Annotated in this window: 22 protein-coding genes; 11 read left to right on the top strand and 11 right to left on the bottom strand. The window is 68.5% G+C overall.

The window, feature by feature from the left end; translation table 11 throughout:
* Position 1: 1 nt before the first annotated feature.
* Positions 2-661 (bottom strand): MBL fold metallo-hydrolase, encoded by a 660-nt coding sequence (locus AB0M15_RS25765; RefSeq protein WP_363823975.1) that lies wholly within the window; start codon positions 659-661, stop codon positions 2-4.
* Between the two features lie 14 nt (positions 662-675).
* Positions 676-1,377, bottom strand: coding sequence for a maleylpyruvate isomerase family mycothiol-dependent enzyme (locus tag AB0M15_RS25760; RefSeq protein ID WP_363823973.1), 702 nt, complete (start codon positions 1,375-1,377; stop codon positions 676-678).
* 127 nt (positions 1,378-1,504) lie between these two features.
* Here AB0M15_RS25760 and uvrA point away from each other — a divergent pair, with 127 nt between their 5' ends.
* Positions 1,505-4,543, top strand: a complete 3,039-nt coding sequence (uvrA, locus tag AB0M15_RS25755; RefSeq protein WP_363823971.1) for an excinuclease ABC subunit UvrA — start codon at positions 1,505-1,507, stop codon at positions 4,541-4,543.
* 346 nt (positions 4,544-4,889) lie between these two features.
* Positions 4,890-5,414: a Rieske (2Fe-2S) protein gene (locus AB0M15_RS25750; RefSeq protein ID WP_363823969.1), complete on the top strand. Its 525-nt coding sequence runs from the start codon at positions 4,890-4,892 to the stop codon at positions 5,412-5,414.
* A 175-nt stretch (positions 5,415-5,589) separates the two neighbouring features.
* Here the strand turns inward: AB0M15_RS25750 and AB0M15_RS25745 are convergent, their stop codons facing one another.
* Positions 5,590-6,894 (bottom strand): S8 family serine peptidase, encoded by a 1,305-nt coding sequence (locus tag AB0M15_RS25745; protein WP_363823968.1) that lies wholly within the window; start codon positions 6,892-6,894, stop codon positions 5,590-5,592.
* 198 nt (positions 6,895-7,092) lie between these two features.
* Here AB0M15_RS25745 and uvrC point away from each other — a divergent pair, with 198 nt between their 5' ends.
* From uvrC to yvcK, 3 genes are read left to right on the top strand one after another with little or no spacing between them, the layout of a single operon-like run.
* Entirely contained in the window at positions 7,093-9,120 is a 2,028-nt protein-coding gene (gene uvrC / locus AB0M15_RS25740) for an excinuclease ABC subunit UvrC (protein WP_363823966.1), read from the top strand.
* 6 nt (positions 9,121-9,126) lie between these two features.
* Positions 9,127-9,993 (top strand): RNase adapter RapZ, encoded by an 867-nt coding sequence (gene rapZ / locus AB0M15_RS25735; protein ID WP_343972427.1) that lies wholly within the window; start codon positions 9,127-9,129, stop codon positions 9,991-9,993.
* The gene (gene yvcK, locus AB0M15_RS25730) at positions 9,990-10,931 is read left to right on the top strand and encodes a uridine diphosphate-N-acetylglucosamine-binding protein YvcK (RefSeq protein WP_363823963.1); all 942 of its coding nucleotides are present in this window, start codon (positions 9,990-9,992) and stop codon (positions 10,929-10,931) included. The genes rapZ and yvcK overlap by 4 nt, the downstream gene beginning before the upstream one ends.
* Before the next feature lies 1 nt (position 10,932).
* Here the strand turns inward: yvcK and AB0M15_RS25725 are convergent, their stop codons facing one another.
* Positions 10,933-11,703, bottom strand: coding sequence for a hypothetical protein (locus AB0M15_RS25725; RefSeq protein WP_363823961.1), 771 nt, complete (start codon positions 11,701-11,703; stop codon positions 10,933-10,935).
* Complete coding sequence (locus tag AB0M15_RS25720; protein WP_363823960.1) at positions 11,700-12,197, bottom strand: SigE family RNA polymerase sigma factor; 498 nt, start codon at positions 12,195-12,197, stop codon at positions 11,700-11,702. The genes AB0M15_RS25725 and AB0M15_RS25720 overlap by 4 nt, the downstream gene beginning before the upstream one ends.
* A 133-nt stretch (positions 12,198-12,330) precedes the next feature.
* Between AB0M15_RS25720 and whiA the strand changes: the two genes are divergently transcribed.
* From whiA to AB0M15_RS25690, 6 genes are all read left to right on the top strand, one after another.
* Entirely contained in the window at positions 12,331-13,314 is a 984-nt protein-coding gene (gene whiA / locus AB0M15_RS25715; RefSeq protein ID WP_020384835.1) for a DNA-binding protein WhiA, read from the top strand.
* A gap of 204 nt (positions 13,315-13,518) precedes the next feature.
* Positions 13,519-14,523 carry a type I glyceraldehyde-3-phosphate dehydrogenase gene (gene gap, locus AB0M15_RS25710; protein ID WP_343972409.1) on the top strand — a complete coding sequence of 335 codons (1,005 nt, stop codon included), beginning with the start codon at positions 13,519-13,521 and terminating at the stop codon, positions 14,521-14,523.
* 84 nt (positions 14,524-14,607) lie between these two features.
* A complete protein-coding gene (locus tag AB0M15_RS25705) occupies positions 14,608-15,810 on the top strand; it encodes a phosphoglycerate kinase (RefSeq protein WP_363823957.1) in 1,203 nt (400 codons plus the stop codon).
* Between the two features lie 6 nt (positions 15,811-15,816).
* A complete protein-coding gene (tpiA, locus tag AB0M15_RS25700) occupies positions 15,817-16,623 on the top strand; it encodes a triose-phosphate isomerase (protein ID WP_363823955.1) in 807 nt (268 codons plus the stop codon).
* Positions 16,620-16,853 (top strand): preprotein translocase subunit SecG, encoded by a 234-nt coding sequence (gene secG, locus AB0M15_RS25695; RefSeq protein ID WP_328324205.1) that lies wholly within the window; start codon positions 16,620-16,622, stop codon positions 16,851-16,853. Before tpiA ends, secG begins: the two co-directional genes overlap by 4 nt.
* Before the next feature lie 16 nt (positions 16,854-16,869).
* A complete protein-coding gene (locus AB0M15_RS25690; protein WP_026162441.1) occupies positions 16,870-17,229 on the top strand; it encodes an RNA polymerase-binding protein RbpA in 360 nt (119 codons plus the stop codon).
* A gap of 69 nt (positions 17,230-17,298) precedes the next feature.
* Here AB0M15_RS25690 and AB0M15_RS25685 read toward each other — a convergent pair whose 3' ends face one another.
* The 6 genes from AB0M15_RS25685 to tal are packed head-to-tail and all read right to left on the bottom strand — an operon-like array spanning position 17,299 to position 24,452.
* Positions 17,299-18,108: an isocitrate lyase/phosphoenolpyruvate mutase family protein gene (locus tag AB0M15_RS25685; RefSeq protein WP_363823954.1), complete on the bottom strand. Its 810-nt coding sequence runs from the start codon at positions 18,106-18,108 to the stop codon at positions 17,299-17,301.
* 45 nt (positions 18,109-18,153) lie between these two features.
* Positions 18,154-18,927 (bottom strand): 6-phosphogluconolactonase, encoded by a 774-nt coding sequence (gene pgl / locus AB0M15_RS25680; protein WP_363823952.1) that lies wholly within the window; start codon positions 18,925-18,927, stop codon positions 18,154-18,156.
* The gene (locus AB0M15_RS25675; RefSeq protein ID WP_363823951.1) at positions 18,924-20,189 is read right to left on the bottom strand and encodes a glucose-6-phosphate dehydrogenase assembly protein OpcA; all 1,266 of its coding nucleotides are present in this window, start codon (positions 20,187-20,189) and stop codon (positions 18,924-18,926) included. Before AB0M15_RS25675 ends, pgl begins: the two co-directional genes overlap by 4 nt.
* On the bottom strand, positions 20,186-21,736 hold the full coding sequence (zwf, locus tag AB0M15_RS25670) for a glucose-6-phosphate dehydrogenase (RefSeq protein WP_363823949.1): 1,551 nt from the start codon (positions 21,734-21,736) through the stop codon (positions 20,186-20,188). Before zwf ends, AB0M15_RS25675 begins: the two co-directional genes overlap by 4 nt.
* Positions 21,733-23,346, bottom strand: a complete 1,614-nt coding sequence (locus tag AB0M15_RS25665) for a glucose-6-phosphate isomerase (protein ID WP_363823947.1) — start codon at positions 23,344-23,346, stop codon at positions 21,733-21,735. The genes zwf and AB0M15_RS25665 overlap by 4 nt, the downstream gene beginning before the upstream one ends.
* On the bottom strand, positions 23,343-24,452 hold the full coding sequence (gene tal / locus AB0M15_RS25660) for a transaldolase (RefSeq protein ID WP_363823945.1): 1,110 nt from the start codon (positions 24,450-24,452) through the stop codon (positions 23,343-23,345). Before tal ends, AB0M15_RS25665 begins: the two co-directional genes overlap by 4 nt.
* Positions 24,453-24,457 lie beyond the last annotated feature (5 nt).

Genomic DNA, 24,457 nt, shown 5'->3' with positions numbered 1-24,457 from the left:
CCTACCAGCCGCGTTCGCGCCATTCGTTGAGGTGGGGGCGTTCGGTGCCGAGGGTGGTGTCGGCGCCGTGGCCGGGGTAGACCCAGGTTTCGTCGGGGAGGCGGGCGAAGAGTTTGGTTTCTACGTCGTGCAACAACGAGTCGAAGTTCTCCTTGACGCCTCTGGTGTTCCCTACGCCGCCGGGGAAGAGGGAGTCGCCGGTAAACAGGTGGGGTGGGCCGGTCGGGTCGTCGTAGAGGAGGGCGATCGAGCCGGGGGTGTGGCCGACCAGGGTGATCACCTCGAGCGTGAGTTCGCCGAAGTGGATGCGGTCGCCGTCGGTGACGGGCTCGTCGGTCGGTACCGGGATGCCTTCGGCGTCGTCGCGGCCGGCGACGGTGACAGCGCTGGTACGGGCGACTACCTCGGCCAGTGCCTGCCAGTGGTCGCCGTGCTGGTGGGTGGTGATGACGCGGCTGATACCGCCCTCACCGATCACCTTGAGCAGCGTCTCGGCCTCGTCGGCGGCGTCGATCAGCACCTGCTCGTCGGTGAGCCGGCTGCGCAACAGATAGGCGTTGTTGTTGCCCGGACCCACGGCGACCTTGGTGATCATCAGCTTGGCCAGCTCGTGCGTCTGCGCCGGCCCGCCGACGTGGACGTTGCCGTGATACTCCGTCATGCGCTCTCCTCGGTTCATCCCCAGGGCGGTGCCTGCGGCACGTCGCCACCCAGCTCACTACCGTCGCTCCGGCCGAGCACCCAGCTCAGCAGAGCGGCGCTGCCACCAGTGAGGATCCTTGCATCGGCCGGGTGCGCAGGCGACACCCAGGGGGAGTCCGTACTCCGTAACGCCACAGCAAACTCACCAGGCCACCTACTGGTCGTGTAGCTGAGCAGGATGTCGCGAGACGAGACCGGTACGTCGTCGAACGTGTACCCGAGCCCCAGGTCGACGTGGTGCACCTCCAACTCGCACAGCCGCGCCGTGACCACCTGAGTCGCGGCACGGACCGCACCACTCGGCCAGGTCACCTCTGCCTCCCACGCCGCCGCCGGGAGGTCCTCGAAGCGCTCCAGCAGCCGCGCCTGGGTGTCGGCGATGTCCTGTGCCTGCTCCGGCACCGGCCGGCCGGCTCCGTCCGCGATGTCGGCCTCGCGCGCTTCCACCGACACGTACATTGGTTTACGGACGCCGGTACGGGCCCAGTCGCACAAGTTCACGAGCGCGTCGGCATTGCGGGCGACGTGGCTCAGCACATGCCCGATGGTCCAGCCGGGCAGCAACGACGGACGCAGTACTGCCTCGTCCGGTAGTTGGGTAACGGTGTCGAGCAGGCGCCGGCTCGCGGACGGTAACTCGGCGATCAGGCGGCTCGTTGGCTCCGGTGCGACCATGTGGGGACTCTATCGAATATGCTTTCGAAAGCGCCTGCGGAACCGGCGCGGAAGTTTTTGTCGGTGGGCCCGGTTAGCATCACGGACGCCCCTGGAAATCCCTCGAGAACGGCTGAGAGTAGAGCTTGTGTCTGACCGTCTGATCGTGCGCGGAGCGCGTGAGCACAACCTGAAGGACGTCTCGCTCGACCTGCCGCGCGACGCCATGATCGTCTTCACCGGGCTGTCCGGGTCCGGCAAGTCCAGCCTGGCCTTCGACACGATCTTCGCCGAGGGCCAGCGGCGCTACGTCGAGTCGCTGTCCGCCTATGCGCGGCAGTTCCTCGGCCAGATGGACAAACCCGACGTCGACTTCATCGAGGGCCTGTCACCGGCCGTCTCGATCGACCAGAAGTCGACCTCGAAGAACCCGCGGTCGACCGTCGGCACGATCACCGAGGTGTACGACTACCTCCGGCTGCTGTTCGCCCGGGCCGGCCGCCCGCACTGCCCCGAGTGTGGCGAGCCGATCGCCAAGCAGACCCCGCAGCAGATCGTCGACCGGGTGCTGGAGCTGGACGAGGGCACCCGGTTCCAGGTGCTCGCGCCGGTGATCCGCGGCCGCAAGGGTGAGTACCTCGACCTCTTCCGCCAGCTCACCGGCCAGGGCTTCTCCCGGGCCCGGGTGGACGGCGAGACGATCCAGCTGACCGAGCCGCCGAAGCTGGACAAGCAGAAGAAGCACACCATCGACGTCGTCGTCGACCGGCTCGCGGTCAAGGGCACCGCGAAGCAGCGGCTGACCGACTCGGTGGAGACCGCGCTCGGGCTGTCCGGCGGCATCGTCACGCTCGACTTCGTCGACCTGCCGGAGAAGGACCCGGGCCGCGAGCGCCGCTTCTCCGAGAAGCTCGCCTGTCCGAACGATCACCCGCTCGCGATCGACGAGCTCGAGCCCCGCTCGTTCTCCTTCAACTCCCCGTACGGCGCCTGCCCGGTCTGCTCCGGACTCGGCACCCGGATGGAGGTCGACCCCGAGCTGCTGGTCCCGGACCCGTCGAAGTCGCTCGACGAGGGCGCGATCCAGCCATGGGCCGGCGCCAACGTCACGCAGTACTTCGAGCGCCTGCTGAGCGCCCTGGCCAAAGACCTCGGCATCAAGACCAGTACTCCGTTCGCCGAGCTGCCCGCCAAGGCGAAGAAGTCGCTGCTGACCGGCCACGAGACCCAGGTCCACGTCTCGTACAAGAACCGCTACGGCCGCGAGAGGTCGTACAACACGACCTTCGAAGGTGTGATTCCGTACGTCGAGCGCCGGCACGCGGAGGCGTCCAGCGACACCAGCCGGGACCGGTTCGAGGGCTACATGCGCGAGGTGCCCTGCCTGGCCTGCAACGGCGCCCGGCTGAAGCCGATCTCGCTCGCGGTCACCATGGGCGGCAAGAACATCGCCGAGATCGGCGCGATGTCGATCGACGAGGTGCACGACTTCCTGGCCGGCATGGTGCTGTCGCCGCGCGAGATGCAGATCGCCGAGCGGGTGGTGAAGGAGATCGGCGAGCGGCTGCAGTTCCTGCTCGACGTCGGCCTGGACTACCTGGCGCTGAACCGGCCGGCCGGCTCGCTGTCCGGTGGAGAGGCGCAGCGGATCCGGCTCGCGACCCAGATCGGCTCCGGCCTGGTCGGCGTGCTGTACGTGCTCGACGAGCCGTCGATCGGTCTGCACCAACGCGACAACCGGCGGCTGATCGAGACCCTGGTCCGGCTGAAGAACCTGGGCAACACGCTGATCGTCGTCGAGCACGACGAGGACACCATCGACCACGCTGACTGGGTGGTCGACATCGGCCCGGGCGCCGGTGAGCACGGCGGCCAGGTCGTCGTGTCCGGCACGGTCGAGGATCTGCGCAACCACCCGGACTCGATCACCGGCGCGTACATCTCCGGCCGTCGCGAGATCCCGATCCCGGCCGTCCGCCGGCCGTTGACCGAGGGTCGCGAGCTGAAGGTGTTCGGCGCGCGCGAGCACAACCTCAAGGACATCGACGTGGCGATCCCGCTCGGGGTCTTCGTCGCGGTCACCGGCGTGTCCGGCTCGGGCAAGTCGACGCTGGTCAACGACATCCTCTACACGTCGCTCGCGCGGCAGATCTACGGCGCCAAGACGATCCCCGGCCGGCACACGAAGATCTCCGGGCTGGAGCTGGTCGACAAGGTGATCCACGTCGACCAGTCGCCGATCGGACGGACGCCGCGGTCCAACCCGGCGACGTACACGGGGGTCTGGGACCACGTCCGCAAGCTGTTCGCGGAGACGCCGGAGGCGAAGGTCCGTGGGTACCAGCAGGGCCGGTTCTCGTTCAACGTCAAGGGCGGCCGCTGCGAGGCCTGCTCGGGTGACGGCACGCTGAAGATCGAGATGAACTTCCTGCCGGACGTCTACGTGCCGTGCGAGGTGTGCCACGGCGCCCGGTACAACCGGGAGACGCTCGAGGTGCACTACAAGGGCAAGACGGTCGCCGACATCCTGGACATGCCGATCGAGGAGGCCGCGGAGTTCTTCGCGGCGATCCCGGCGATCGCGCGGCACCTGACGACGTTGAACGAGGTCGGTCTCGGGTACGTCCGGCTCGGCCAGCCGGCGCCGACGCTGTCCGGTGGTGAGGCGCAGCGCGTCAAGCTGGCGTCCGAGCTGCAGAAGCGTTCGACCGGGCGGACCGTCTACGTGCTGGACGAGCCGACCACGGGTCTGCACTTCGAGGACATCCGCAAGCTGCTCGGCGTGCTGGGCAGCCTGGTGGACAAGGGCAACTCGGTGCTGGTGATCGAGCACAACCTCGACGTGATCAAGACGGCCGACTGGATCGTCGACCTCGGACCTGATGGCGGCCGTCGTGGAGGCACGCTGGTCGCGGAGGGTACGCCGGAAGAGGTCGCGGCCAACCCGGCGTCGTACACCGGGGAGTTCCTGGCCGAGATCCTGCACGGTCGCGCAGCCAAGCCGAGCGCGAAGCAGGCAGCACCCGCACCGGCCGTCAAGAGCACCGCAGCGAAGAAGGCGGCCACCAAGGCGCCGGTGAAGAAGGCTGTGGCGAAGAAGACCGCTGCTAAGTCGACGGCGGTGAAGAGCACGGCGACGAAGAAGGTAGCGCCGGCCAAGAAGGTAGCGGCCCGCAAGCGCGCCTGAGCTGCGGGCGGTGCCAAGCGCCTGGCCAGGTGACGGCGCCAAGCGCCTCGGATGGTGCGCCAAGCGCCTGGGAAGATGGCGGCGCCAGCGCCTGAGAAGGTGCTGGGAGTTCAGCGCGTCGGCTGACGCGTCGGGACCGGACTAGTACGTTCAGAACCCCCGCACCCGGGTCACCGGGGCGGGGGTCTGCGCGTATTCGGTAAAGGCCCGGTGGTCCGTTGAACCATCCGGCGGACTGATCCGTGTAGCGAAGGTATCGGCACCGGGATTTGGTGGCGTCGGCTACAACAGCAAGTAAGCAAGCGTTCAACTACTTTTGCCAGCAGGCTCTTGGAGGTCCAGATTCATGAGCGACGACAGAACGGCAGAACTCGCCCGGGCGATCGACACGTTGCGTGACCGGCGGGCGGTGCTCCGCGGCGCTGCGGTGGCCGGTCTCGCCGGTGTCAGCGTGCCGTTGCTCGCCGCGTGCGGTGGCAGCGACGACGCGGGCGGTACGCCGTCCAGCGGCGGCCCCACGTCAGCACCGACCTCGGCGCCCAGTTCGGCGCCTTCTTCCTCCGGTACGCCGTCCAGCGGCGGCGGGGGACCGGTCCTCGGGCCGGTGAGTGATGTCCCCGTGGGTGGGGGCAAGGTGTTCGACAAGATCGTGGTGACCCAGCCGAAGGCCGGTGAGTTCAAGGCGTTCACCGCGGTCTGCACGCACGCGGGCTGCCTGGTCCGCACGGTCGAGAACAACACCATCAACTGCCCGTGCCACGGCAGCAAGTACAGCGCCGAGGACGGCAGCGTCCAGGGCGGCCCCGCGCCGGCGCCACTCGCGGCGATCGCGGTCACCGTCTCCGGCGGCAACATCCTCGGCCCCGCCTGACGGGACAAGCCCACATCTGGTGGGCTCGGACACCTAACGGCGACCTTGAACAAGTAAAAACTTGTTCAAGCCCACCGGAAGGTGTTCAAGCCCACCAGGAGCTGTCCGAGGCCACCAGGAGCTGTCCGGGCCCACCAGGAGCTGTCCGAGCCCACCAGATGTGGGCTTGCAGGGGTCAAGGTGTGGCTGGGTCGACCTTGCCGACGTACAGGAGTTTGTTGGGGGAGCCGGTGCCGGGGTCGGCGACCTTGTCCGGGGTGGTTGCGCCGAGCAGGGCGGTGGCGACGTCGGCGGGTTTGGCGTCGGGGTGCGCGCTCAAGTACTGGGCGATGGCGCCGGCTACGTGTGGGGTCGCCATCGATGTGCCGCTCATCTTGGCCGTGGCGTCGGGTGAGGTGATGCCGACCGACTCGATGTCGACGCCGGGTGCGAAGAGGTCGACGCACTTGCCCCAGTTGGAGAACGTCGCCTTCGCGTCCTTGTCGTCGGTCGCGCCGACCGTGATCGCCGCGGGTGCGTCGGCCGGTGAGTTGTTGCACGCGTCCGAGGAGTCGTTGCCCGCAGCAACGGCATAGACGACACCCGAGTCGATCGACGCCTTCAGGGCCGCGTCCAGCGCGGCGTCCGCGCTGCCGCCGAGGCTCATGTTCGCGACCGCGGGCTTCTTCGCGTTCGCCGTCACCCACTCGATCCCGGCGACGACGGTCTCGGTGGTGCCGGAACCGTTGCAGTCGAGCACGCGGACGCCGTAGACCTTCGCGCCCTTGGCCAGCCCGAAGTTCGTCCCGGCGATGGTGCCGGAGACGTGGCTGCCGTGACCCATGCAGTCGACGCCGTTCTGCCCGTCGCCGACGGTGTCGGTGCCGACCGCCGCGCGGCCGCCGAAGTCCTTGTGGGCGGCGTAGATGCCGGTGTCGATCACGTACACGCTGACGTTGTCGGCCGTTGCCGAGGGCTCGTACTTCTGGTCCAGCGGCAGGTCCCGCTGGTCCGTACGGTCCAGACCCCACGGCGGGTTGTCCTGGTTCGCGGCGAACCGCTGGTTCTGCTGGACGAACGCGACCCGCGAGTCGCCGGCCATCTTCTGTGCCTGCTCCGGCGACATGCTCGCCGAGAAGCCCTTGATCGAGGCGCTGAACTGCCGGCGGACCTTCGCGTCGTAGGACGTCGCGAGGTTCTGCGTGGTCACCCGGGTCTCCGCGGCCGAGCGTGCCCCGGACAGCACGACGATGTAGCTCCCCGGAACGGCCGTCGGACTGGCGGCTCCACGGACCATGCCGGTCGGCGGAGTCGCCTGGGTCTGCTCGGTCGGCGGGGGAGACGAGGGATCGTCCAGGGGAATCAGGCCGGCCTGGCTGCTGGGCGCGGTGACGAGCAGTCCGGCCACGGCGAGCGCCATCGCCGCCGTCGTACCGGCGGCGGCTCGCAGCCGAGGCCGCGGCCGACGCGAAGACCAGCGCGGTGTTGTCACTGGGGACATGGGCGGAACTCCCTCGAGTCAGCGCGGGCCCGGTTGCCTCACGCACGGATCCTGCACGTCAACCCTGAGTGACAAGCTACGGACCGCGCCCATCCCAGGCCGGGATCAAACGGGCGCTAGGGGACAACCCGCAACACGACCGCCGGACGATCGCAAGGTGCGGCGTGTTCTGTCGGCGGGGCGAACTAGGCTGGGTCGGTGGCTGATCCCTCCTCCTACCGTCCCGCCCCGGGGTCGATTCCCGACTCGCCTGGTGTGTACCGCTTCAGCGACGCCGGCGGGCGGGTGATCTACGTCGGCAAGGCGAAGAACCTGCGCTCCCGGCTGTCGTCGTACTTCCAGGACGTGGTCAACCTGCACCCGCGGACCCAGACGATGGTGACGTCCGCGGCGAAGGTCGACTGGACCGTGGTGGCCAACGAGGTCGAGTCGCTCCAACTGGAGTACTCCTGGATCAAGGAGTACGACCCGCGCTTCAACGTGAAGTACCGCGACGACAAGTCGTACCCGTGGCTCGCGATCACCCTCAACGAGGAGTACCCGCGGGTGATGGTCGGCCGCGGCCCGAAGAAGAAGGGCGTCCGGTACTTCGGTCCGTACAGCCACGCCTGGGCGATCCGGGAGACCGTCGACCTGCTGCTGCGGGTGTTCCCGATGCGCTCGTGCAGCAAGGGCGTCTTCAACCGGCACCGCCAGATCGGCCGGCCCTGCCTGCTCGGCTACATCGGCAAGTGCGCGGCGCCCTGCACCGGCCAGGTCAGCCAGGAGGAGCACCGCAAGATCGTCGAGGACTTCTCCGCGTTCCTGTCCGGCCAGACCGCGACGTACGTGCGCCGGCTGGAGAAGGAGATGAAGGCAGCAGCGGCCGAGCTGGAGTACGAGCGGGCCGCGAAGATCCGGGACGACCTGAGCGCTCTCGACAAGGCGCTGGCGAAGAACGCGGTCGTCCTCGGCGACGGTACGGACACTGACGTGATCGCGCTGTCGGAGGATCCGTTGGAGGTCGCAGTACAGATCTTCTACGTGCGCGGTGGCCGGATCCGTGGTCAGCGTGGCTGGATCGCGGACAAGGCGGACGGTGACGCGACGACCGCCGACCTCGTCGAGCGGTTCATCCAGCAGCTGTACGCGGGGGAGAACGCCGACGCGATCCCGCGCGAGATCCTGGTGCCGACGGAGCCGGCGGGGGAGGAGGTCCTGGTCGAGTGGCTGTCCGAGTTCCGTGGCTCGCGGGTCGCGATCCGGGTGCCGCAACGCGGTGACAAGAAGGACCTGATGGCGACGGTCGAGCGCAACGCGCAGCAGACGCTGGCCATGCACAAGACCAAGCGGGCCAGCGATCTGACCACCCGCAACCTCGCACTGGAGGAGATCCAGGCCGCGCTCGACCTGCCCGAGGTCCCGCTGCGGATGGAGTGCTACGACGTCTCGAACCTGCAGGGCACCGAGGTGGTCGCCTCGATGGTGGTCTTCGAGGACGGGCTGCCGCGCAAGAGCGAGTACCGCCGGTTCGTGATCAAGGGCGTCGACGGCCAGAACGACGTCGCCTCGATCGCCGAGGTGCTGACCCGGCGGTTCAAGCGGATGCTGGAGGACCGGGCCGGGATCCCGGAAGGTGAGGACCCGACGGCGTACCTGATCGATCCGGACACCGGCCGGGCGAAGAAGTTCGCCTACACGCCGAGCCTGGTCGTCGTCGACGGTGGTCCGCCACAGGTCGCGGCCGCGCGGCAGGCGATGGACGAGCTCGGTCTCGGTGACATCCCGGTCTGCGGCCTGGCCAAGCGGCTCGAGGAGGTCTGGCTGCCGGACGACGAGGACCCGGTCATCTTCTCCCGTACGTCCGAAGGCCTGTATCTCTTGCAGCGACTGCGGGACGAGGCGCACCGGTTCGCGATCACGCATCACCGCAATCGCCGGTCCAAGTCGATGGTCGAGAGCGTGCTCGACGAGGTCACCGGGCTGGGCGAGGTACGGCGGAAGACGCTGCTCAAGCATTTCGGGTCGCTGAAGAAGCTGCGCCAGGCCACCGTCGACGAGGTCGCCGACCTGCCCGGTTTCGGCCGCCGGACGGCGGAGTCCGTCGTACTGGCAGTGAACTCCGCGGCAACGAAGGCCGACACTTCTCGTGCACCGTCGGTCAACACCGCGACGGGCGAGATACTGGACGACGACGGGCCGGAGCTCACCGGCCTGCGCCACGGGGATCCGAACGGGGAGAACTGAGAACTGATGGACGAGTCGAGCGGCAATCTCATCATCGTGTCCGGGATGTCCGGCGCGGGACGGAGCTCGGTCGCGGACGTACTGGAGGACCTCGGCTGGTTCGTGGTCGACAACCTGCCACCGATGTTCCTGACCACCATCGTCGAGCAGATCGTCGGCACCGGCGCCTCGCCGCGGCTGGCGATCGTGGTCGACGTCCGGACCGGGATGTTCTTCGACGAGCTGGGCTCGGCGATCCAGGACCTGCGGACCAAGGGCTACCGGCCGGTGACGCTGTTCCTGGAGGCCTCCGACGACGTGATCGTGCGCCGGCAGGAGAGCGTCCGGCGGCCGCACCCGCTGCAGGGTGAGGGCCGGCTGCTGACCGGGATCCAGCGCGAGCGCGAGCTGCTCGGCGACATCCGGGCCGGCGCCGACATGGTGATCGACACCTCGAACCTGAACATCCACCAGCTGGCCGCGAAGATCGTGAACGCCTTCGGGGACGAGGACAACGCCGAGCTGCGGGCCACCGTGGTGTCGTTCGGCTTCAAGTACGGCATCCCGGTCGACGCCGACGTGGTGGCCGACATGCGCTTCATCCCGAACCCGTACTGGCAGCCCGACCTGCGCCCGATGACGGGCCAGGACAAGCCTGTGTCAGACTTCGTGCTCGGTCATCCGCTGGCCCAGCAGTTCCTGCAGAACTACGTGGACGTGCTGGACACGCTGCGGACCGGATATCTGAACGAGGGCAAGCGATTCGTCACGGTCGCGATCGGCTGCACCGGTGGTAAGCACCGGAGTGTCGCGATGGCCGAGGAGATCGGCAAACGGCTGCGCGAGAAGGGTTCACCGACGTTGGTAGTGCACCGGGATCTGGGGCGGGAGTGACGCGAGCTCCACGGGTAGTCGCATTGGGTGGCGGGCACGGGCTCGCCGCCTCGCTGTCCGCACTGCGTCAGGTCACCGACCAGCTCACCGCGGTCGTCACGGTCGCCGACAACGGCGGCTCGTCGGGCCGGCTCCGCAAGGAGCTCGGCGTACTGCCGCCCGGCGATCTGCGGATGGCACTGGCGGCGCTGTGCCGCGACGACGAGTGGGGCCGCACCTGGGCCGATGTGTTGCAGCACCGCTTCCGCAGTGACGGCGAGCTGCACGACCACGCGGTCGGCAACCTGCTGATCGTCGCGTTGTGGGAGCTGCTCGGCGAGGCCGTCGACGGCTTGGACTGGGTCGCCCGGCTACTCGGCGCCCAAGGCCGCGTACTACCGATGTCCGCCGTACCGCTCGACATCACCGCCCGGGTGATCGGTCTGGACCCCGCCCATCCCGAGGCGATCACCGAGATCCGCGGCCAGGCCGAGGTCGCCACGACCGAAGGCCAGGTCGTGGACGTCTCCCTCGACCCAGCCGACCCACCTGCCTGCCCCGAAGCCCTGGTAGCCATCGCCGAAGCCGACTGGGTAGTCGTCGGCCCTGGCTCCTGGTTCACCTCAGTCATCCCCAACCTGCTGGTCCCCGCCCTCTCCCGCGGCCTCCAGGAGACCAGCGCCCGCCGCCTCCTCACCCTCAACCTCGGTGAGCAAAAAGGCGAGACAGACGGCTTCTCCCCGGAGACCCATCTCGAGGTACTGGCCGCCCACGCGCCAGACCTCCGCATCGACGTAGTCCTGGCCGACGAGCGGCACGTCCCCGACCCGGAGTCACTTCGCCGCACCGCCGACTCCCTGGGCGCCCACCTCGTGATCGCCGACATCGCCGACGAGGCCCGCCACCTCCACCACGACCCGGGCAAACTCGCCAAGATCTACCGCGAACTCTTCGAGTAGCTCAGCCGGGGGCGATGGCTGCCTGCTCCCGGAAGACGACCTTGCCGTTGGCGTCGAGGCCGACGATCTTGACGAGAACCTGCTGCTGCCTGGTCGGGTTCGGGATCCCCCAGGCGTAGAAGCCGTTCGAGACGCGCGCTTCCCACGGCTCGCCCTTGGGCGGTACCGCGACGACCCGCGTCACCGTCGGGGGGACTCGTGTCCAGTTCTCCCGACTGGGACCACCCGGGCCGGTCGGCGCCGCCGGGTGATCCATTTGGTCCGCCATCATCTCCCGGCCGTAGGACGATTCACCCGTACTGATCGTCTTGCCCTTCATGTAGCAGGTCCCGATCACCTTCTGGTCTGGCGAGACAAGGAAGGCCAGAAACACGTCGCCCTGGCCGATCTTGAGCGGGACCGTCCACCTGCGGTTGATCGGACCGGCCTTGTCCTCCTGGTTCGCCCCCTGTTCCGTCATCGACTCCAGCCATTCCTTGTCGTTCTGGCCGCAGCGCTTGATGATCTCGGCGTCTGCCAGCGGGCTCACCGGTGGGGCCGGCTTGGTCTTGCCGAACTCGGCGGGCGCGAATCCTTCGTGGCGATCGCCCTGCCAGACCGCGACCCCGGTGACGACCACGGCGGCGGTGAGACCGGCGGTGGCGATGGCTGCGAGCCGGCGGTGGCGGACCGAGCGGCGGCCGCGCTGGACGATGTCGTCGACAGAGTTCCGCAGCGGCTGGTCGGCGTCGTCGGCGGCGGCAGCGAGCAGGTCTTCGATGTCCTTGCTCATGACGAGGTCCTTTCGCCGAGTTGTGCGCGGAGCGCGAGCAGGCCCTTGGAGGTCTGGCTCTTGACCGTGCCGGTCGAGATGCCCAGCACCTGGGCCGTCTCCTCGATGGTGAGGTCGGCGTAGTGGCGTAGTACGACGCAGGCACGTTGGCCGGCGGGGATGGCTTCCAGGGCAGCGATCACGAGATGCCGGTCGTCGACCGTCGTCGCGGCGTCGGGGCCTGGGAGCTCGCTGGGGTCGGCGGTGGCGTGTTCGCGGCGCCAGGGGCGTCTGGACTGGTCGAGTACGACTGAGACGACGACTTTGTGGGCGTAGGTGATGAGGCCGTTGTGGCGGTTGAGTTTGTCCCAGCGGCGGTAGATCCGGACCAGGGCGTCCTGGGCGGCGTCCTCGGCCCGGTGCCAGTCGCCGCACATCAGGTACGCCGTACGCCGCAGCCGCCCGATGGCCGCGCCGGCGAACTCGGTGAAGTCCGCTTCGTCCTGTCTCCGCATCCCGCTCCTCTCGTCGGGAGGGTAACGAGGTCAGTGACACGAAAGGTTGCCGCAACGCGTAACACCAGCCACTTCTGACAGTTGGACCACAAGTGACGCGAGGGTCTTTGACAGCGGTGGGAGGATTCACTACATGGCGATGACAGCACAGGTGAAGTCCGAGCTGACCAGTATCCAGGTCACCAAACCCTGTTGCCGCAAGGCCGAGGTGTCTTCCGTGCTGCGGTTCGCGGGCGGTCTGCACATCGTGTCCGGCCGGATCGTGGTGGAGGCGGAGCTCGACAGCGGGGCGGCCGCGCGGCGATTGCGCAAGGACATCGCGGAGATCTTCGGGCACCCGTCGGACGTGGTGGTGATCTCGCCGTCGGGGATCAGGAAGCAGACCAAGTACGTCGTCCGCGTGGTCCGTGACGGTGACGCGTTGGCGCGGCAGACCGGCCTCGTGGACAACCGCGGGCGGCCGGTGCGGGGTCTTCCCCCGGCGGTCGTGTCCGGGGCGTCATGTGACGCCGTGGCGGCTTGGCGGGGTGCGTTCCTGGCACATGGGTCGCTGACCGAGCCGGGGCGGTCCTCGTCGCTCGAGGTGACCTGCCCTGGGCCGGAGGCCGCGCTGGCTCTCGTCGGCGCTGCACGGCGGCTCGGGATCGGGTCGAAGGCGCGTGAGGTCCGCAATGTGGATCGCGTGGTGATCCGCGACGGTGACGCGATCGGCGCGCTGCTGACGCGGCTCGGTGCGCACGAGTCGGTACTGGCCTGGGAAGAGCGCCGGATGCGGCGCGAGGTGCGTGCCACCGCGAACCGGCTGGCCAACTTCGACGACGCGAACCTGCGTCGTTCGGCGCGGGCTGCTGTCGCGGCCGGTGCCCGGGTCGAGCGGGCGCTGGAGATCCTCGGCGACGACGTACCGGACCACCTGCAGGTGGCGGGCAAGCTGCGCCTCGAGCACAAGCAGGCCAGCCTCGAGGAGCTAGGCCAGCTGCACGAGCCGGCCCTCACCAAGGACGCGGTCGCCGGCCGGATCCGTCGCCTGCTGGCGATGGCCGACAAGCGCGCCGCCGACCTCGGCATCCCGAACACGGAAGCCAACCTCACCCCGGACATGCTCGACCCGGCCTGACCGGCGCCCGCAAACGCTTACCTGCCGATGGCCTCCGGGGAAACTCCCGGGGGCCATCAGTTGTTCTCAGTGGTCTGCTCGAAGAGCTACCGGTGGGTCACGGTGGTTATATGTGGACGGTACCAGTGGGTCAAGTGGGCTGTTGGGCTAGTGTTTCGGGTGTAGCGGCAGTGCTCGAAAGCTAGTTTGAGGAGACGTAGTCCCGTGACCGTACGCGTAGGTATCAACGGCTTCGGCCGGATCGGCCGTAACTTCTTCCGCGCCGTGCAGGCGTCCGGTGCCGACATCGAGGTCGTCGCCGTCAACGACTTGACCGACAACCAGACCCTGGCCCACCTGCTCAAGTACGACTCGATCCTGGGCCGTTTCCCCGGTGACGTGTCTGCCACCGACACCGACATCAGCGTCGGCGACCACAGCTTCAAGGCGTTCGCCGAGCGCGACCCCGCGAACCTGAAGTGGTCTGATGTGGGCGCCGACATCGTGATCGAGTCGACCGGCTTCTTCACCGACGCCACCAAGGCCAAGACGCACGCCGACAACGGCGCCAAGAAGGTCATCATCTCCGCCCCGGCGAAGAACGAGGACCTGACCATCGTGATGGGCGTCAACCACGAGCTCTACGACGCGGACCAGCACACCGTCATCTCGAACGCGTCCTGCACGACGAACTGCCTCGCCCCGATGGCCAAGGCCATCCACGACGAGTTCGTCATCCAGCAGGGCCTGATGACCACGGTCCACGCCTACACCCAGGACCAGAACCTGCAGGACGGCCCGCACTCCGACCTGCGTCGCGCCCGCGCCGCGGCGATCAACGTGGTGCCGACCTCGACCGGCGCCGCCAAGGCGATCGGCCTGGTCCTGCCGGAGCTCAAGGGCAAGCTGGACGGCTACGCGCTGCGCGTCCCGGTCCCGACCGGCTCCGCCACCGACCTGACCGTCAACGTCGGCCGCGAGACCTCGGTCGAAGAGGTCAACGCCGCCGTCAAGGCCGCCGCCGAGGGTGCGCTGAAGGGCTACCTGCGGTACACCGAGGACCCGATCGTGTCGAGCGACATCGTCACCGACCCGGCTTCCTGCATCTTCGACGCCGGCCTGACCAAGGTGCTCGGCAACCAGGTGAAGGTCGTCGGCTGGTACGACAACGAGTGGGGCTACTCCAACCGTCTCGTCGACCTGGTCACCTACGTCGGCGCCTCGCTCTGACGTTCCTTTCCACAGCTTGCGTCCGAAGGTGACCCTGGTGTCGCTTCGGGCGCAAGCCTGTTTCCAGACAGGACAGCAAAGAACGTGAAGACGATCGAAGATCTCGGCGACCTCGCCGGGCGCCGGGTGCTGGTGCGCTCCGACCTGAACGTGCCGATCAAGGGTGACCAGATCGGCGACGACGGCCGCATCCGGGCCAGCGTGCCGACGCTGCTGAAGCTGGCCAAGGCCGGCGCCAAGGTGATCGTGACCGCCCACCTCGGCCGCCCCAAGGGCAAGCCGAACCCCGAGTTCACGCTGGCGCCCGTCGCCAAGCGCCTCGGCGAGCTGCTGGAGCCCGAGGGCGTCAAGGTGCACTTCGCCACCGACGTCACCGGCGACAGCGCGCAGGAGGCCGTCCAGGAGCTCGACGAGGGCGAGGTACTGCTGCTCGAGAACGTCCGGTACGACGCCCGCGAGGAGAGCAAGGACGAGGCTGAGCGCGGCGCGCTGGCCGAGGAGCTGGCCGGCCTGGCCGACGTGTTCGTCAGCGACGGCTTCGGCGTCGTGCACCGCAAGCAGGCCAGCGTGTACGACGTGGCCCGCAAGCTCCCGCACGCCGCCGGTGGCCTGGTGCTGGCCGAGGTCGAGGTGCTGAAGAAGCTGACCGAGAGCCCGGCCCGCCCGTACGTCGTCGTACTGGGTGGCGCGAAGGTGTCGGACAAGCTGGCCGTGATCGACAACCTGCTGGCCAAGGCCGACAAGCTGCTGATCGGCGGTGGCATGGTCTTCACCTTCCTGAAGGCGCAGGGCCACGAGGTCGGCAAGAGCCTGCTCGAGGAAGACCAGCTGGACGCGGTCAAGGGCTACCTGGAGACCGCGAAGGCCAAGGGCGTCGAGATCGTGCTGCCGACCGACATCGTGGTCGCGCCCGAGTTCAAGGCCGACTCACCGGCCACGGTCGTCGCCGCGGACGCGATCCCGGCCGACCAGCTCGGCCTGGACATCGGCCCGGAGTCCGGCAAGGCGTTCGCCGCCGAGATCTCGTCGGCCAAGACGGTGTTCTGGAACGGCCCGATGGGTGTCTTCGAGATGGAGGCGTTCGCCGGTGGAACCAAGGCTGTCGCGCAGGCGTTGACCGAGGTGGATGGGCTGAGTGTGGTCGGTGGTGGTGACTCGGCGGCCGCAGTACGGCAGCTGGGCTTCGCCGACGACCAGTTCGGCCACATCTCGACCGGTGGCGGCGCGTCACTGGAATACCTGGAGGGCAAAGAGCTCCCCGGTCTCGCTGTGCTGGAAGAGGACTGACTACCTATGGCTGACAAAGCTGCCCGTACGCCGCTGATGGCGGGCAACTGGAAGATGAATGTCAACCACGTCGAGGCCGTGCACCTGCTGCAGAAGCTGAGCTGGACGCTGCAGGACAAGAAGCACGACTTCGAGCGGGTCGAGGTGGCCGTGCTGCCGCCGTTCACCGACATCCGCAGCGTGCAGACGCTGGTCGACGGTGACCGGATGAAGATCGTCTACGGTGCGCAGGACATCTCCGTGCACGACGACGGCGCGTACACCGGCGAGATCTCGGCGGCGATGCTGTCGAAGCTCGGCGTGACCTACGTGCTGGCGGGTCACTCCGAGCGGCGGCAGTACCACGGTGAGGACGACGCGACCGTGAACGCCAAGGCCACCAAGGCGCTCGCGGCCGGGATCACCCCGATCGTCTGCGTCGGCGAGGGGCTCGAGGTCCGCAAGGCCGACGGCCACGTCGAGCACTGCCTCGGCCAGGTCGACGGCGCGATCGCCGGGCTGAAGCCGGACGACGTCCGCAAGATCGTGATCGCCTACGAACCGGTCTGGGCGATCGGTACCGGCGAGGTCGCCACCCCCGAGGACGCGCAGGAGGTCTGTGCCGCGATCCGGGGCCGGCTGGAGGAGATTTCACCGGCAGTGGCCGACTCGGTACGGATTCTTTACGGGGGGTCGGTGAAGATGGCCAGTGCAGGTGGCATCATGGCCCAGCCGGATGTCGACGGCTGCCTGGTGGGTGGAGCAAGCCTCAAGGTGGACGAGTTCGCCGGTATCTGCCGTTACCTGGACCTTCAGTTAGGCTACTCCTCGTGATTCTCGCTTTCTCGATCGTCGTCGTCATCTGCAGCCTGATCCTCACGCTGCTCGTGCTGCTGCACAAAGGCCGCGGTGGTGGCCTTTCCGACCTGTTCGGCGGCGGCGTCTCGTCCAGCCTGGGCGGGTCGTCGGTGGCCGAACGGAACCTCGACCGGATCACGATCGGCGTCGGCCTGATCTGGTTCGCCGCCATCGTCGGGCTCGGCCTGCTGTACAAGCTCGGCTGAGAGGGGAGTAGCTCCCGTGGCTGGTGGTGGCAGTGCTATTCGTGGCAGCCGGGTAGGTGCCGGACCGATGGGCGAGGCGGAGCGCGGCGACACCGCGCCCCGCCAGCGGGTCGTCTTCTTCTGTGCCAACGGGCACGAGACCGCGACGGTGTTCGCGGTGGAGGCGGCCGTACCAGAGGCCTGGGATTGTCCGAGGTGCGGTCTGCCGACCAGCACCGACGTCAACAACCCGCCGCCCCCCACCAAGATCGAGCCGTACAAGACACACCTCGCGTACGTGAAGGAGCGCCGCAGCGAGCAGGAGGCCGCCGAGATCCTCGACGAAGCCCTGCAGAAGCTGCGCGCCCGCCGCGCCCGCGGCGAGATCATCTTCTGATCTCAGCACCTCGAGCAGCGCCCGGCCTGTCACCAGACAGCCCGGGCGCTGACTCTTTCGTCCGGACAGCTACAGCGAGCCGAAGAGTTGGTTGAGTTCGGCTTGGGGGATCTGGTTGGCGGTGAAGGTGATCGTGCCGGCGGTCTGGAGTTCGTTTGCGGCTGAGCGGATGAACGCCAGGGCGGCTCGGGCGATGCTGCCGCCGAGGCTGATCCGGGTGACGCCCGCGGCGAGTAGGGCGTGGGTGGTGAGGGTGCTGGTGCCCAGGCCGATCACGACGTTGATCGGGGCGTCGATCTCCTTGACGAGGGTGGTGATGGAGTCGAGGTCGTTGACGCCGGGGACGTAGAGGCAGTCGGCGCCGGCTTCGCGGTAGAGGTTGGCCCTGCGGATCGAGTCGGCCAGCGTGGTGGGTGATGCCAGGAGCTGGCCGTCGGTGCGGGCGGTCAGGACGAAGTCGGGGCCGGCGGCCTCGCGGGCGGCGACGATTCGGTCGACGGAGAGCTGTTCGGCGTACAGGGTGTGGCCGTCGTAGTCCTCGATGTTGCCGCCGGCCAGGCCTGCCTCCCGGGCGAGGGTGATCGTTTCGGCCACCCGCTCGGGGCTTTCGCCGTAGCCGTCTTCCAGGTCACCGCTCACCGGTACGCCGGAAGCCGCGACGATCTGCTGGATGCGCTCGAACATCTGCTCGCGGGAGACCGCCTTCGCCCCGTCAGGCAGCGTGTGGTCACCCTTCGCGAGCGAGAAGGCGATGCCCGCACTCGTGGTCGCGATCGCGGGGAAGCCGGCCTCCACCAGCAGCACGGCGCTGCCGGCATCCCACGCGTTCGGCATCACAAATCCGGTGGTCGCTTCATGCAGCTCTCGCAAGGTCGTCATGACAGCCATCGTGCCATTCGGACTGTTCGGCCACCGGCGAACCAATCACAACTTCGAGGCGGCGGCCTCGTCGATCAGCCACAGCGTGCGGTCGATACCTTGGGGGATCGCTGCAGGCAGATCGCTGCTGCCGGAGAGAGCATCGGCGACCGCGTCCGCCTTGTCCTCGCCAGACACGACGAACCAGGTCTCCCGCGCGTTTGCCAGCGCCGGGAAGGTCAGTGAGACCCGCACAGGCGGCGGCTTGGGGGAGTCGAACACCGCGACCGTCGAGCTGTCCACGACGACCCGAGCCGGGTTCTCCGGGAACAGGGACGCGACGTGCCCGTCCGGCCCGACGCCGAGCATCAGTACGTCGAACGCCGGTACACCGTCCCCAAAGGCGGGTCCATCGCCCGCGTCGTCGACCGCGCCGTCCCGCGGGCCGGCAGCGGCTGCCAGCGTCTCGGCGTACGCCGCAGCGGCCGCCTCAGCGCCTTGGCCGGTGTCGGCGGGCATCGGGTGCACCAGCGCCTTGTCGACCGGCACGTGGGACAGCAGCGCGTCCCACGCCTGGGTGTCGTTGCGCTCCGGGTCGCCCTCGGGCAGGAAGCGCTCGTCACCCCACCAGAACTCGACCCGGCCCCAGTCGATCGCAGTACGGGCCGGAGACTCCGCGACGGCCTTGTAGACCACCGCAGCGACGCGGCCGCCGGTCAGTACGACCTGCGCGACCCCGCCGTTGCTCTGCGCGTCGACCAGCTTGGTGATCAGCCTGGCCGCGACGGCGTGGGCCAGGCCCTCGGCGTCGCGGTTGATCAGGATCGACGGTTTAGTCATGACCGTCCTGCCACCCTCTTGCTCGTGCTCTTCTTCGCCGTCGACTTCTTGGCCGTCGCCTTGCTGGCGGTGGTCTTCTTCGCAGCCGCCGCGGTCTTCGCGGGCGCCGTCTTCTTGGCCGCCACCGACTTCCGTGCCGACTTCGCCGCAGCGCTCGCCTTCCGGACCACTGCCTTGTTGGCAGCTGCCTTCTTCGCCGCGGGCCGCTTCGGTGCCGTCTTCCGGCTACCGGCCGCGTGCGCCTCGAGCTCAGGCGATGCAGTCTTCGCGGTGGTCGCAGTACGGTGCGCTGCCTTCTCGGCCGCCGTCTGCGCGGACCGGCGATCGGCCTCGCTGACGATCTTGGCCGACTCCGGCATGTTCTCCCGCTTGACCATGCACGCCAGCGTCTGCGCGTACACGTCGTCCGGGTCCAGCCGCCGCAGCTCCTCGCTCAGCAACTCGGACGTGTTCCGCCGCTTCAGCGCCACCGGCCGGTCAGGCTGACCAGGGATGCTGAACGTCGCCACCGCGCCGTCCGGCCGCGTCAACGCGATCGGCCCGGCCGGCGTGAACATCCGTACTGCGGTAATGCCCGGCCCTCGCGAGTTCCGCTGCTCCACCGGTACGCCGAGACGGCATTGCAGCCAAGCCGCCATCAAATCCGCCGACGCGTTGCCCTTGGCCGACACCACCTCAGCTCCCGACACCTTCGTCGGGTACTGGTCGAGCGCAGCAGCCATCAGCGCACGCCACGGCGTCAGCCGCGACCACGCGAAGTCCGTGTCGCCCGGTGCATAACCCTCGGCACGCGCCGGGAAGTCCACGGCAGCCCGTCGACCAGCAGCCGCGTCGGTCACCCGGCGACGGCCCAGCGCACCCAGCGGGTCCTCGTGCGGCACCTTCGGCCCGCCACCCGGCCACCAGACGATGACGGGGGAGTCGGGCAGCAACAGCGGCGTGATGACCGACTCGGGCACCTTGGCGAGCTCGCCGTGCAGCCGAAGCAGCACCGCCTCGCCAGGAATGCCTTCGCCGACCCGTACTTCGGCATCCAGCCCGCCCGCGCCCCGACCCGGACGCAGTATCGCGACGAGAACTCGCGAAGGGTGCTCGCGGCCGGCCTCGTTCGCGGCCTTCATCGCGTCGTGGTGAGAAGCCTCGTCGACGACCACGACGATGGTGCCGACCATGCCCATCGCCGGCGAACCGGCGTTGCGGCGGGCCCGCAGCAGTGCGGACGCGATCTCGCTGGACGTCGTGTTGGTGAGGTCGATGATCATGGCCGCCTCCAAGCGCGTCCGTCGCGGGCGAGCATCTCGTGGGCGGACGACGGGCCCCAGGCGCCCGACTCGTACTGCTCGGGCTTGCCGTGCTCGGCCCAGTAGTTGATCACCGGGTCGAGGATCTTCCAGCCCAGCTCCACCTCGGTGTGCTGCGGGAACAGCGGCGGGTCGCCGAGCAGCACGTCCAGGATCAGCCGCTCGTAGGCCTCCGGCGACGACTCGGTGAAGGAGCCGCCGTACGCGAAGTCCATGTTAACGTCCCGGATCTCCATCATCGTGCCGGGCACCTTGGCGCCGAACCGCATCGTGATGCCCTCGTCCGGCTGGATCCGCATCACCAGGGCGTTCTGGCCGAGTTCCTCGGTCTCCGTCTTGGTGAACGGCAGGTGCGGCGCGCGCTTGAACATCACGGCCACCTCGGTGACGCGGCGGCCGAGCCGCTTGCCGGTCCGCAGGTAGAACGGGACGCCGGCCCAGCGCCGGGTGTCCACATCCACCCGCAACGCGGCGAAGGTCTCGGTCGCGGAGTCCTTCGGGATGCCGTCTTCCTGCAGGTAGTCCTTGACCTTCGTACCACCGGCCCAGCCGGCGGCGTACTGGCCACGTGCGGTGTGCAGGCTGAGGTCCTCGGGCAGCTTGACCGCCGCGAGCACCTTCTTCTTCTCCTGCCGCAGCGACCACGCGTCGAAGGAGACTGGCTCCTCCATCGCGATCAGTGCGAGCAGCTGGAGCAGGTGGTTCTGGATCACGTCCCGGGCGGCGCCGATGCCGTCGTAGTACCCGGCGCGGCCACCGATGCCGATGTCCTCGGCCATCGTGATCTGCACGTGGTCGACGTAGTGGCTGTTCCAGACCGGCTCGAACATGGCGTTGGCGAACCGCAGCGCCAGCATGTTCTGGACGGTCTCCTTGCCCAGGTAGTGGTCGATCCGGAAGACCGCCTCGGGCGGGAAGACCGACTCGACCACCTGGTTCAGCTCACGAGCACTCTTCAGGTCGTGCCCGAACGGCTTCTCGATCACCACCCGCCGCCACGATCCCGGCGTCTCCTTGGTCAGCCCGTGCTCGTTCAGCTGCTGCACGACCTGCGGGAAGAGACCCGGTGGGATGGACAGGTAGAACGCGTGGTTGCCACCCGTACCGCGGTTGACGTCGAGCTCGTCGACCGTCTCCTTGAGCCGCTTGAACGCCTCGTCGTCGGTCAGGTCGCCGGGGACGAACCGGAAGCCCTCGGCGAGCTGCTGCCAGACCTCCTCACGGAAGGGGGTCCGGGCGTGCTCCTTCACCGAGTCGTGCACGATCTGGGCGAAGTCCTGGTTGGTGAAGTCGCGGCGGGCGAAGCCGACCAGGGCGAAGCCGGGCGGCAACAGGCCCCGGTTCGCCAGGTCGTACACCGCCGGCATCAGCTTCTTGCGGGCCAGGTCACCGGTGACGCCGAAGATCACCAGGCTGCAAGGCCCGGCGATCCTCGGGAGCCGCCGGTCCTGGGGATCCCGCAGCGGGTTCACCGGTCCGGTCGACTCCTCGTCGAAATCTGCGGTCATGCGCCGCTTGCCTCCGATTTGTCAGGTGCGTTGAGGAGAGAGATCAGCTGCTCGACACCGGCGGCGGGATCGGTGAGGTGCAGCCGTAGTACGGGCCGGCCGCGGTCGGCCAGTACGCCGGCGTCGCCCGCGGCCTGGGCCGAGATGAGGACGCCGAAGGTGAACGGACGGTCCGGGATCTCCACGTCGGACGACTCCGAGGTGGTGATCTGCAGGAAGACACCCTGCGGGTGGCCGCCCTTGTGGTACTGGCCGGTGGAGTGCAGGAAGCGCGGACCCCAGCCGAAGGTGACCGGACGCTGCGTCTTGCTCGCCAGGGCGGGCCGGATCGCGTGCAGCTTCTCATCCCGTGCCGAGTCCAGGTAGGCCATGACGGCGACGTACCCGTCCTCGCCGAGCTGACCCAGCAGCGAGTCGAGTGCACCGGAGACGGTGTCGACACCGTCGAGCAGGCCGTCCGTGCCACGGACCTCGATCGCGCCGTCGGTGAAGGCCGCGGCCTCCGGCTCCGGCTGAGCGTCGAGCAGACCGCGAGCGGCCTTCTTGGCGCTCTCGACGTCCGGCTGGTCGAACGGGTTGATCCCGAGCAGGTACCCAGCGACCGCAGTCGCCGTCTCCCACAGCAGGAACTGCCCACCGAGCGAACCCGACGTCAGAGCAGTCGGTACGCCGCTGTTCGGCTTGTCGGCCAGCAGCGCGTGGACGATGTCCGACCAGTCGCTGTTGAGCTCAGGCGCGTGGACACCCTTCACCGCGACCGGCAGGACGCCCTTGCCGAGCTTGCCGGTGCTCTCCGCGATCAGCTGCTCGGCCCAGTCCGGGAACCCGACGATGTCGGAGCCTTCAGCGGCCACGATCGCCTTGTCCCGGCCACCGCTGGCAGCCAGTACTGCGCCCAGCACGAGGGCCGGGTTGTCGACGGAGTCGGCCTGGAGCGCAGGAGCCGCCTCAGCGGCCTGGTCCAGCAGCTCGGCCACGTCGGCCCCGGCGAGAGCCGAGGGGACGAGACCGAACGCGGTCAGCGCGCTGTACCGGCCGCCGACGTTCGGATCCGCGAAGAAGGTCTTGCGGTAGCCCTCGTCGGCCGCCAGCTTCTCGAACGGCGAGCCCGGGTCGGTCACGACGATGACCCGCGAGGCCGCGTCGATGCCGGCGTCGGTGAACGCCTTGACGAACACGCGCCGCTGGCTGTCGGTCTCGACGGTGCCGCCGGACTTGCTCGACACCACGATCACGGTGCGCTGCAGGTCACCGGCCAGCGCCCGGGCGATGACGCTCGGGTTGGTCGAGTCGAGGACCACGAGCTCGACACCCGCAGTACGGGTGATCACCTCGGGGGCCAGGGACGAACCGCCCATGCCGGCCAGCACGATCCGGTCCAGGCCCTCGGCCCGCAGGTCGGCCTGCAGCGCCTCGATCTCGGCCAGCAGCGGCCGCGAGGTGTCGTGCAGGTCGACCCAGTTCAGCCGGATCGCGGACTCGGACTCGGCGTCCGGACCCCAGATGGTGGCGTCCTTCGCGGCGATCCGGGAGGCGATCTTCTCCGACACCAGCCGGTCGATCGTCTCGGCCCATTCGCCGTTGGCAGTGGAGACAGCCGGCTCGGTCACTTGGCGGCCGCCTTCAGCGACTCGGTGACGCTGTTCTGCAGCTCGGTCCAGGACACGTCGAACTTGCTGACGCCCTCGTCCTCGAGCAGCTGCACGACCTCGTCGTACGAGATGCCGAGCTTCTCGAGATCCGCGATCACCTTGCGGTCCCCGTCGTAGTCGCCGGTGACCGTGTCACCACGGACCTCGCCGTGGTCGGCGAAGGCGTCCATCGTTGCCTGCGGCATCGTGTTGACGACGTTGCCGACCACCAGCTCCTCGACGTACAGGGTGTCCTTGTACGCCGGGTCCTTCACGCCCGTGGAGGCCCAGAGCGGCCGCTGCACCTTGGCGCCGGCGGTCTCGATCTCGCGCCAGCGGTCGGTCGCGAAAACCTCTTCGAACACCTCGTAGGCGAGCCGGGCGTTGGCGATGGCGGCCTTGCCCTTCAGAGCCTTCGCCTCATCGGTGCCGATGGCATCGAGTCGCTTGTCGATCTCGGTGTCGACCCGGCTGACGAAGAAGGAGGCCACGCTGGCCAGCTTCGTGACGTCGTGGCCGTTGTCGATCGCCTTCTCGACGCCGCTCAGGAACGCGTCCACGACCGCCTTGTAGCGCTCGAGGGAGAAGATCAGCGTCACGTTCACGCTGATCCCGTTCGCCAGCGTCTCGGTGATCGCCGGGATGCCTTCCTTGGTCGCCGGGATCTTGACGAAGACGTTCTCCCGGCCGACGGTCGCCCACAGCTCCTTGGCCTGGGTGACGGTCTTCGCGGTGTCGCGGGCGAAGCCCGGCTCGACCTCGATCGAGACCCGGCCGTCGACGCCGTCGGTGTCGTCGTAGACGGGCTTGAACAGGTCGGCGGCGTCGCGGACGTCCGAGGTGGTGATCACCCGGATCGCTTCGTCGGTCGAGACGCCCTCGGCCGCGAGCCGGTGGACCTGCTCGGCGTACGCGTTCGCGTCCGAGATCGCCTTGGCGAAGATGGTCGGGTTGGTGGTCACCCCGCTGACGTGCTGGTCGTGGATCAGGTTCGCCAGGCTGCCGCTGGTCAGCCGCTGCCGGGACAGGTCGTCGAGCCAGATGGAAACGCCGGCGTCGGCGAGGTCTTTCAAACGATCGGTCATGTCCG

Source organism: Kribbella sp. NPDC051718 (assembly GCF_040681515.1).
GTDB lineage: Bacteria > Actinomycetota > Actinomycetes > Propionibacteriales > Kribbellaceae > Kribbella.
This window is presented reverse-complemented; position numbering and strand designations above follow the sequence as displayed.

Bases quoted from the DNA above. Each gene is read 5' to 3' on its own strand.
- zwf (WP_363823949.1), bottom strand. From the start codon at position 21,736: ATGACCGCAGATTTCGACGAGGAGTCGACCGGACCGGTGAACCCGCTG.
- AB0M15_RS25765 (WP_363823975.1), bottom strand. From the start codon at position 661: ATGACGGAGTATCACGGCAACGTCCACGTCGGCGGGCCGGCGCAGACG.
- AB0M15_RS25725 (WP_363823961.1), bottom strand. From the start codon at position 11,703: ATGAGCAAGGACATCGAAGACCTGCTCGCTGCCGCCGCCGACGACGCC.
- whiA (WP_020384835.1), top strand. From the start codon at position 12,331: ATGGCGATGACAGCACAGGTGAAGTCCGAGCTGACCAGTATCCAGGTC.
- AB0M15_RS25675 (WP_363823951.1), bottom strand. From the start codon at position 20,189: ATGATCATCGACCTCACCAACACGACGTCCAGCGAGATCGCGTCCGCA.
- AB0M15_RS25685 (WP_363823954.1), bottom strand. From the start codon at position 18,108: ATGACGACCTTGCGAGAGCTGCATGAAGCGACCACCGGATTTGTGATG.
- AB0M15_RS25745 (WP_363823968.1), bottom strand. From the start codon at position 6,894: ATGTCCCCAGTGACAACACCGCGCTGGTCTTCGCGTCGGCCGCGGCCT.
- AB0M15_RS25760 (WP_363823973.1), bottom strand. From the start codon at position 1,377: ATGGTCGCACCGGAGCCAACGAGCCGCCTGATCGCCGAGTTACCGTCC.
- tpiA (WP_363823955.1), top strand. From the start codon at position 15,817: ATGGCTGACAAAGCTGCCCGTACGCCGCTGATGGCGGGCAACTGGAAG.
- tal (WP_363823945.1), bottom strand. From the start codon at position 24,452: ATGACCGATCGTTTGAAAGACCTCGCCGACGCCGGCGTTTCCATCTGG.
- rapZ (WP_343972427.1), top strand. From the start codon at position 9,127: ATGGACGAGTCGAGCGGCAATCTCATCATCGTGTCCGGGATGTCCGGC.
- AB0M15_RS25720 (WP_363823960.1), bottom strand. From the start codon at position 12,197: ATGCGGAGACAGGACGAAGCGGACTTCACCGAGTTCGCCGGCGCGGCC.
- AB0M15_RS25750 (WP_363823969.1), top strand. From the start codon at position 4,890: ATGAGCGACGACAGAACGGCAGAACTCGCCCGGGCGATCGACACGTTG.
- pgl (WP_363823952.1), bottom strand. From the start codon at position 18,927: ATGACTAAACCGTCGATCCTGATCAACCGCGACGCCGAGGGCCTGGCC.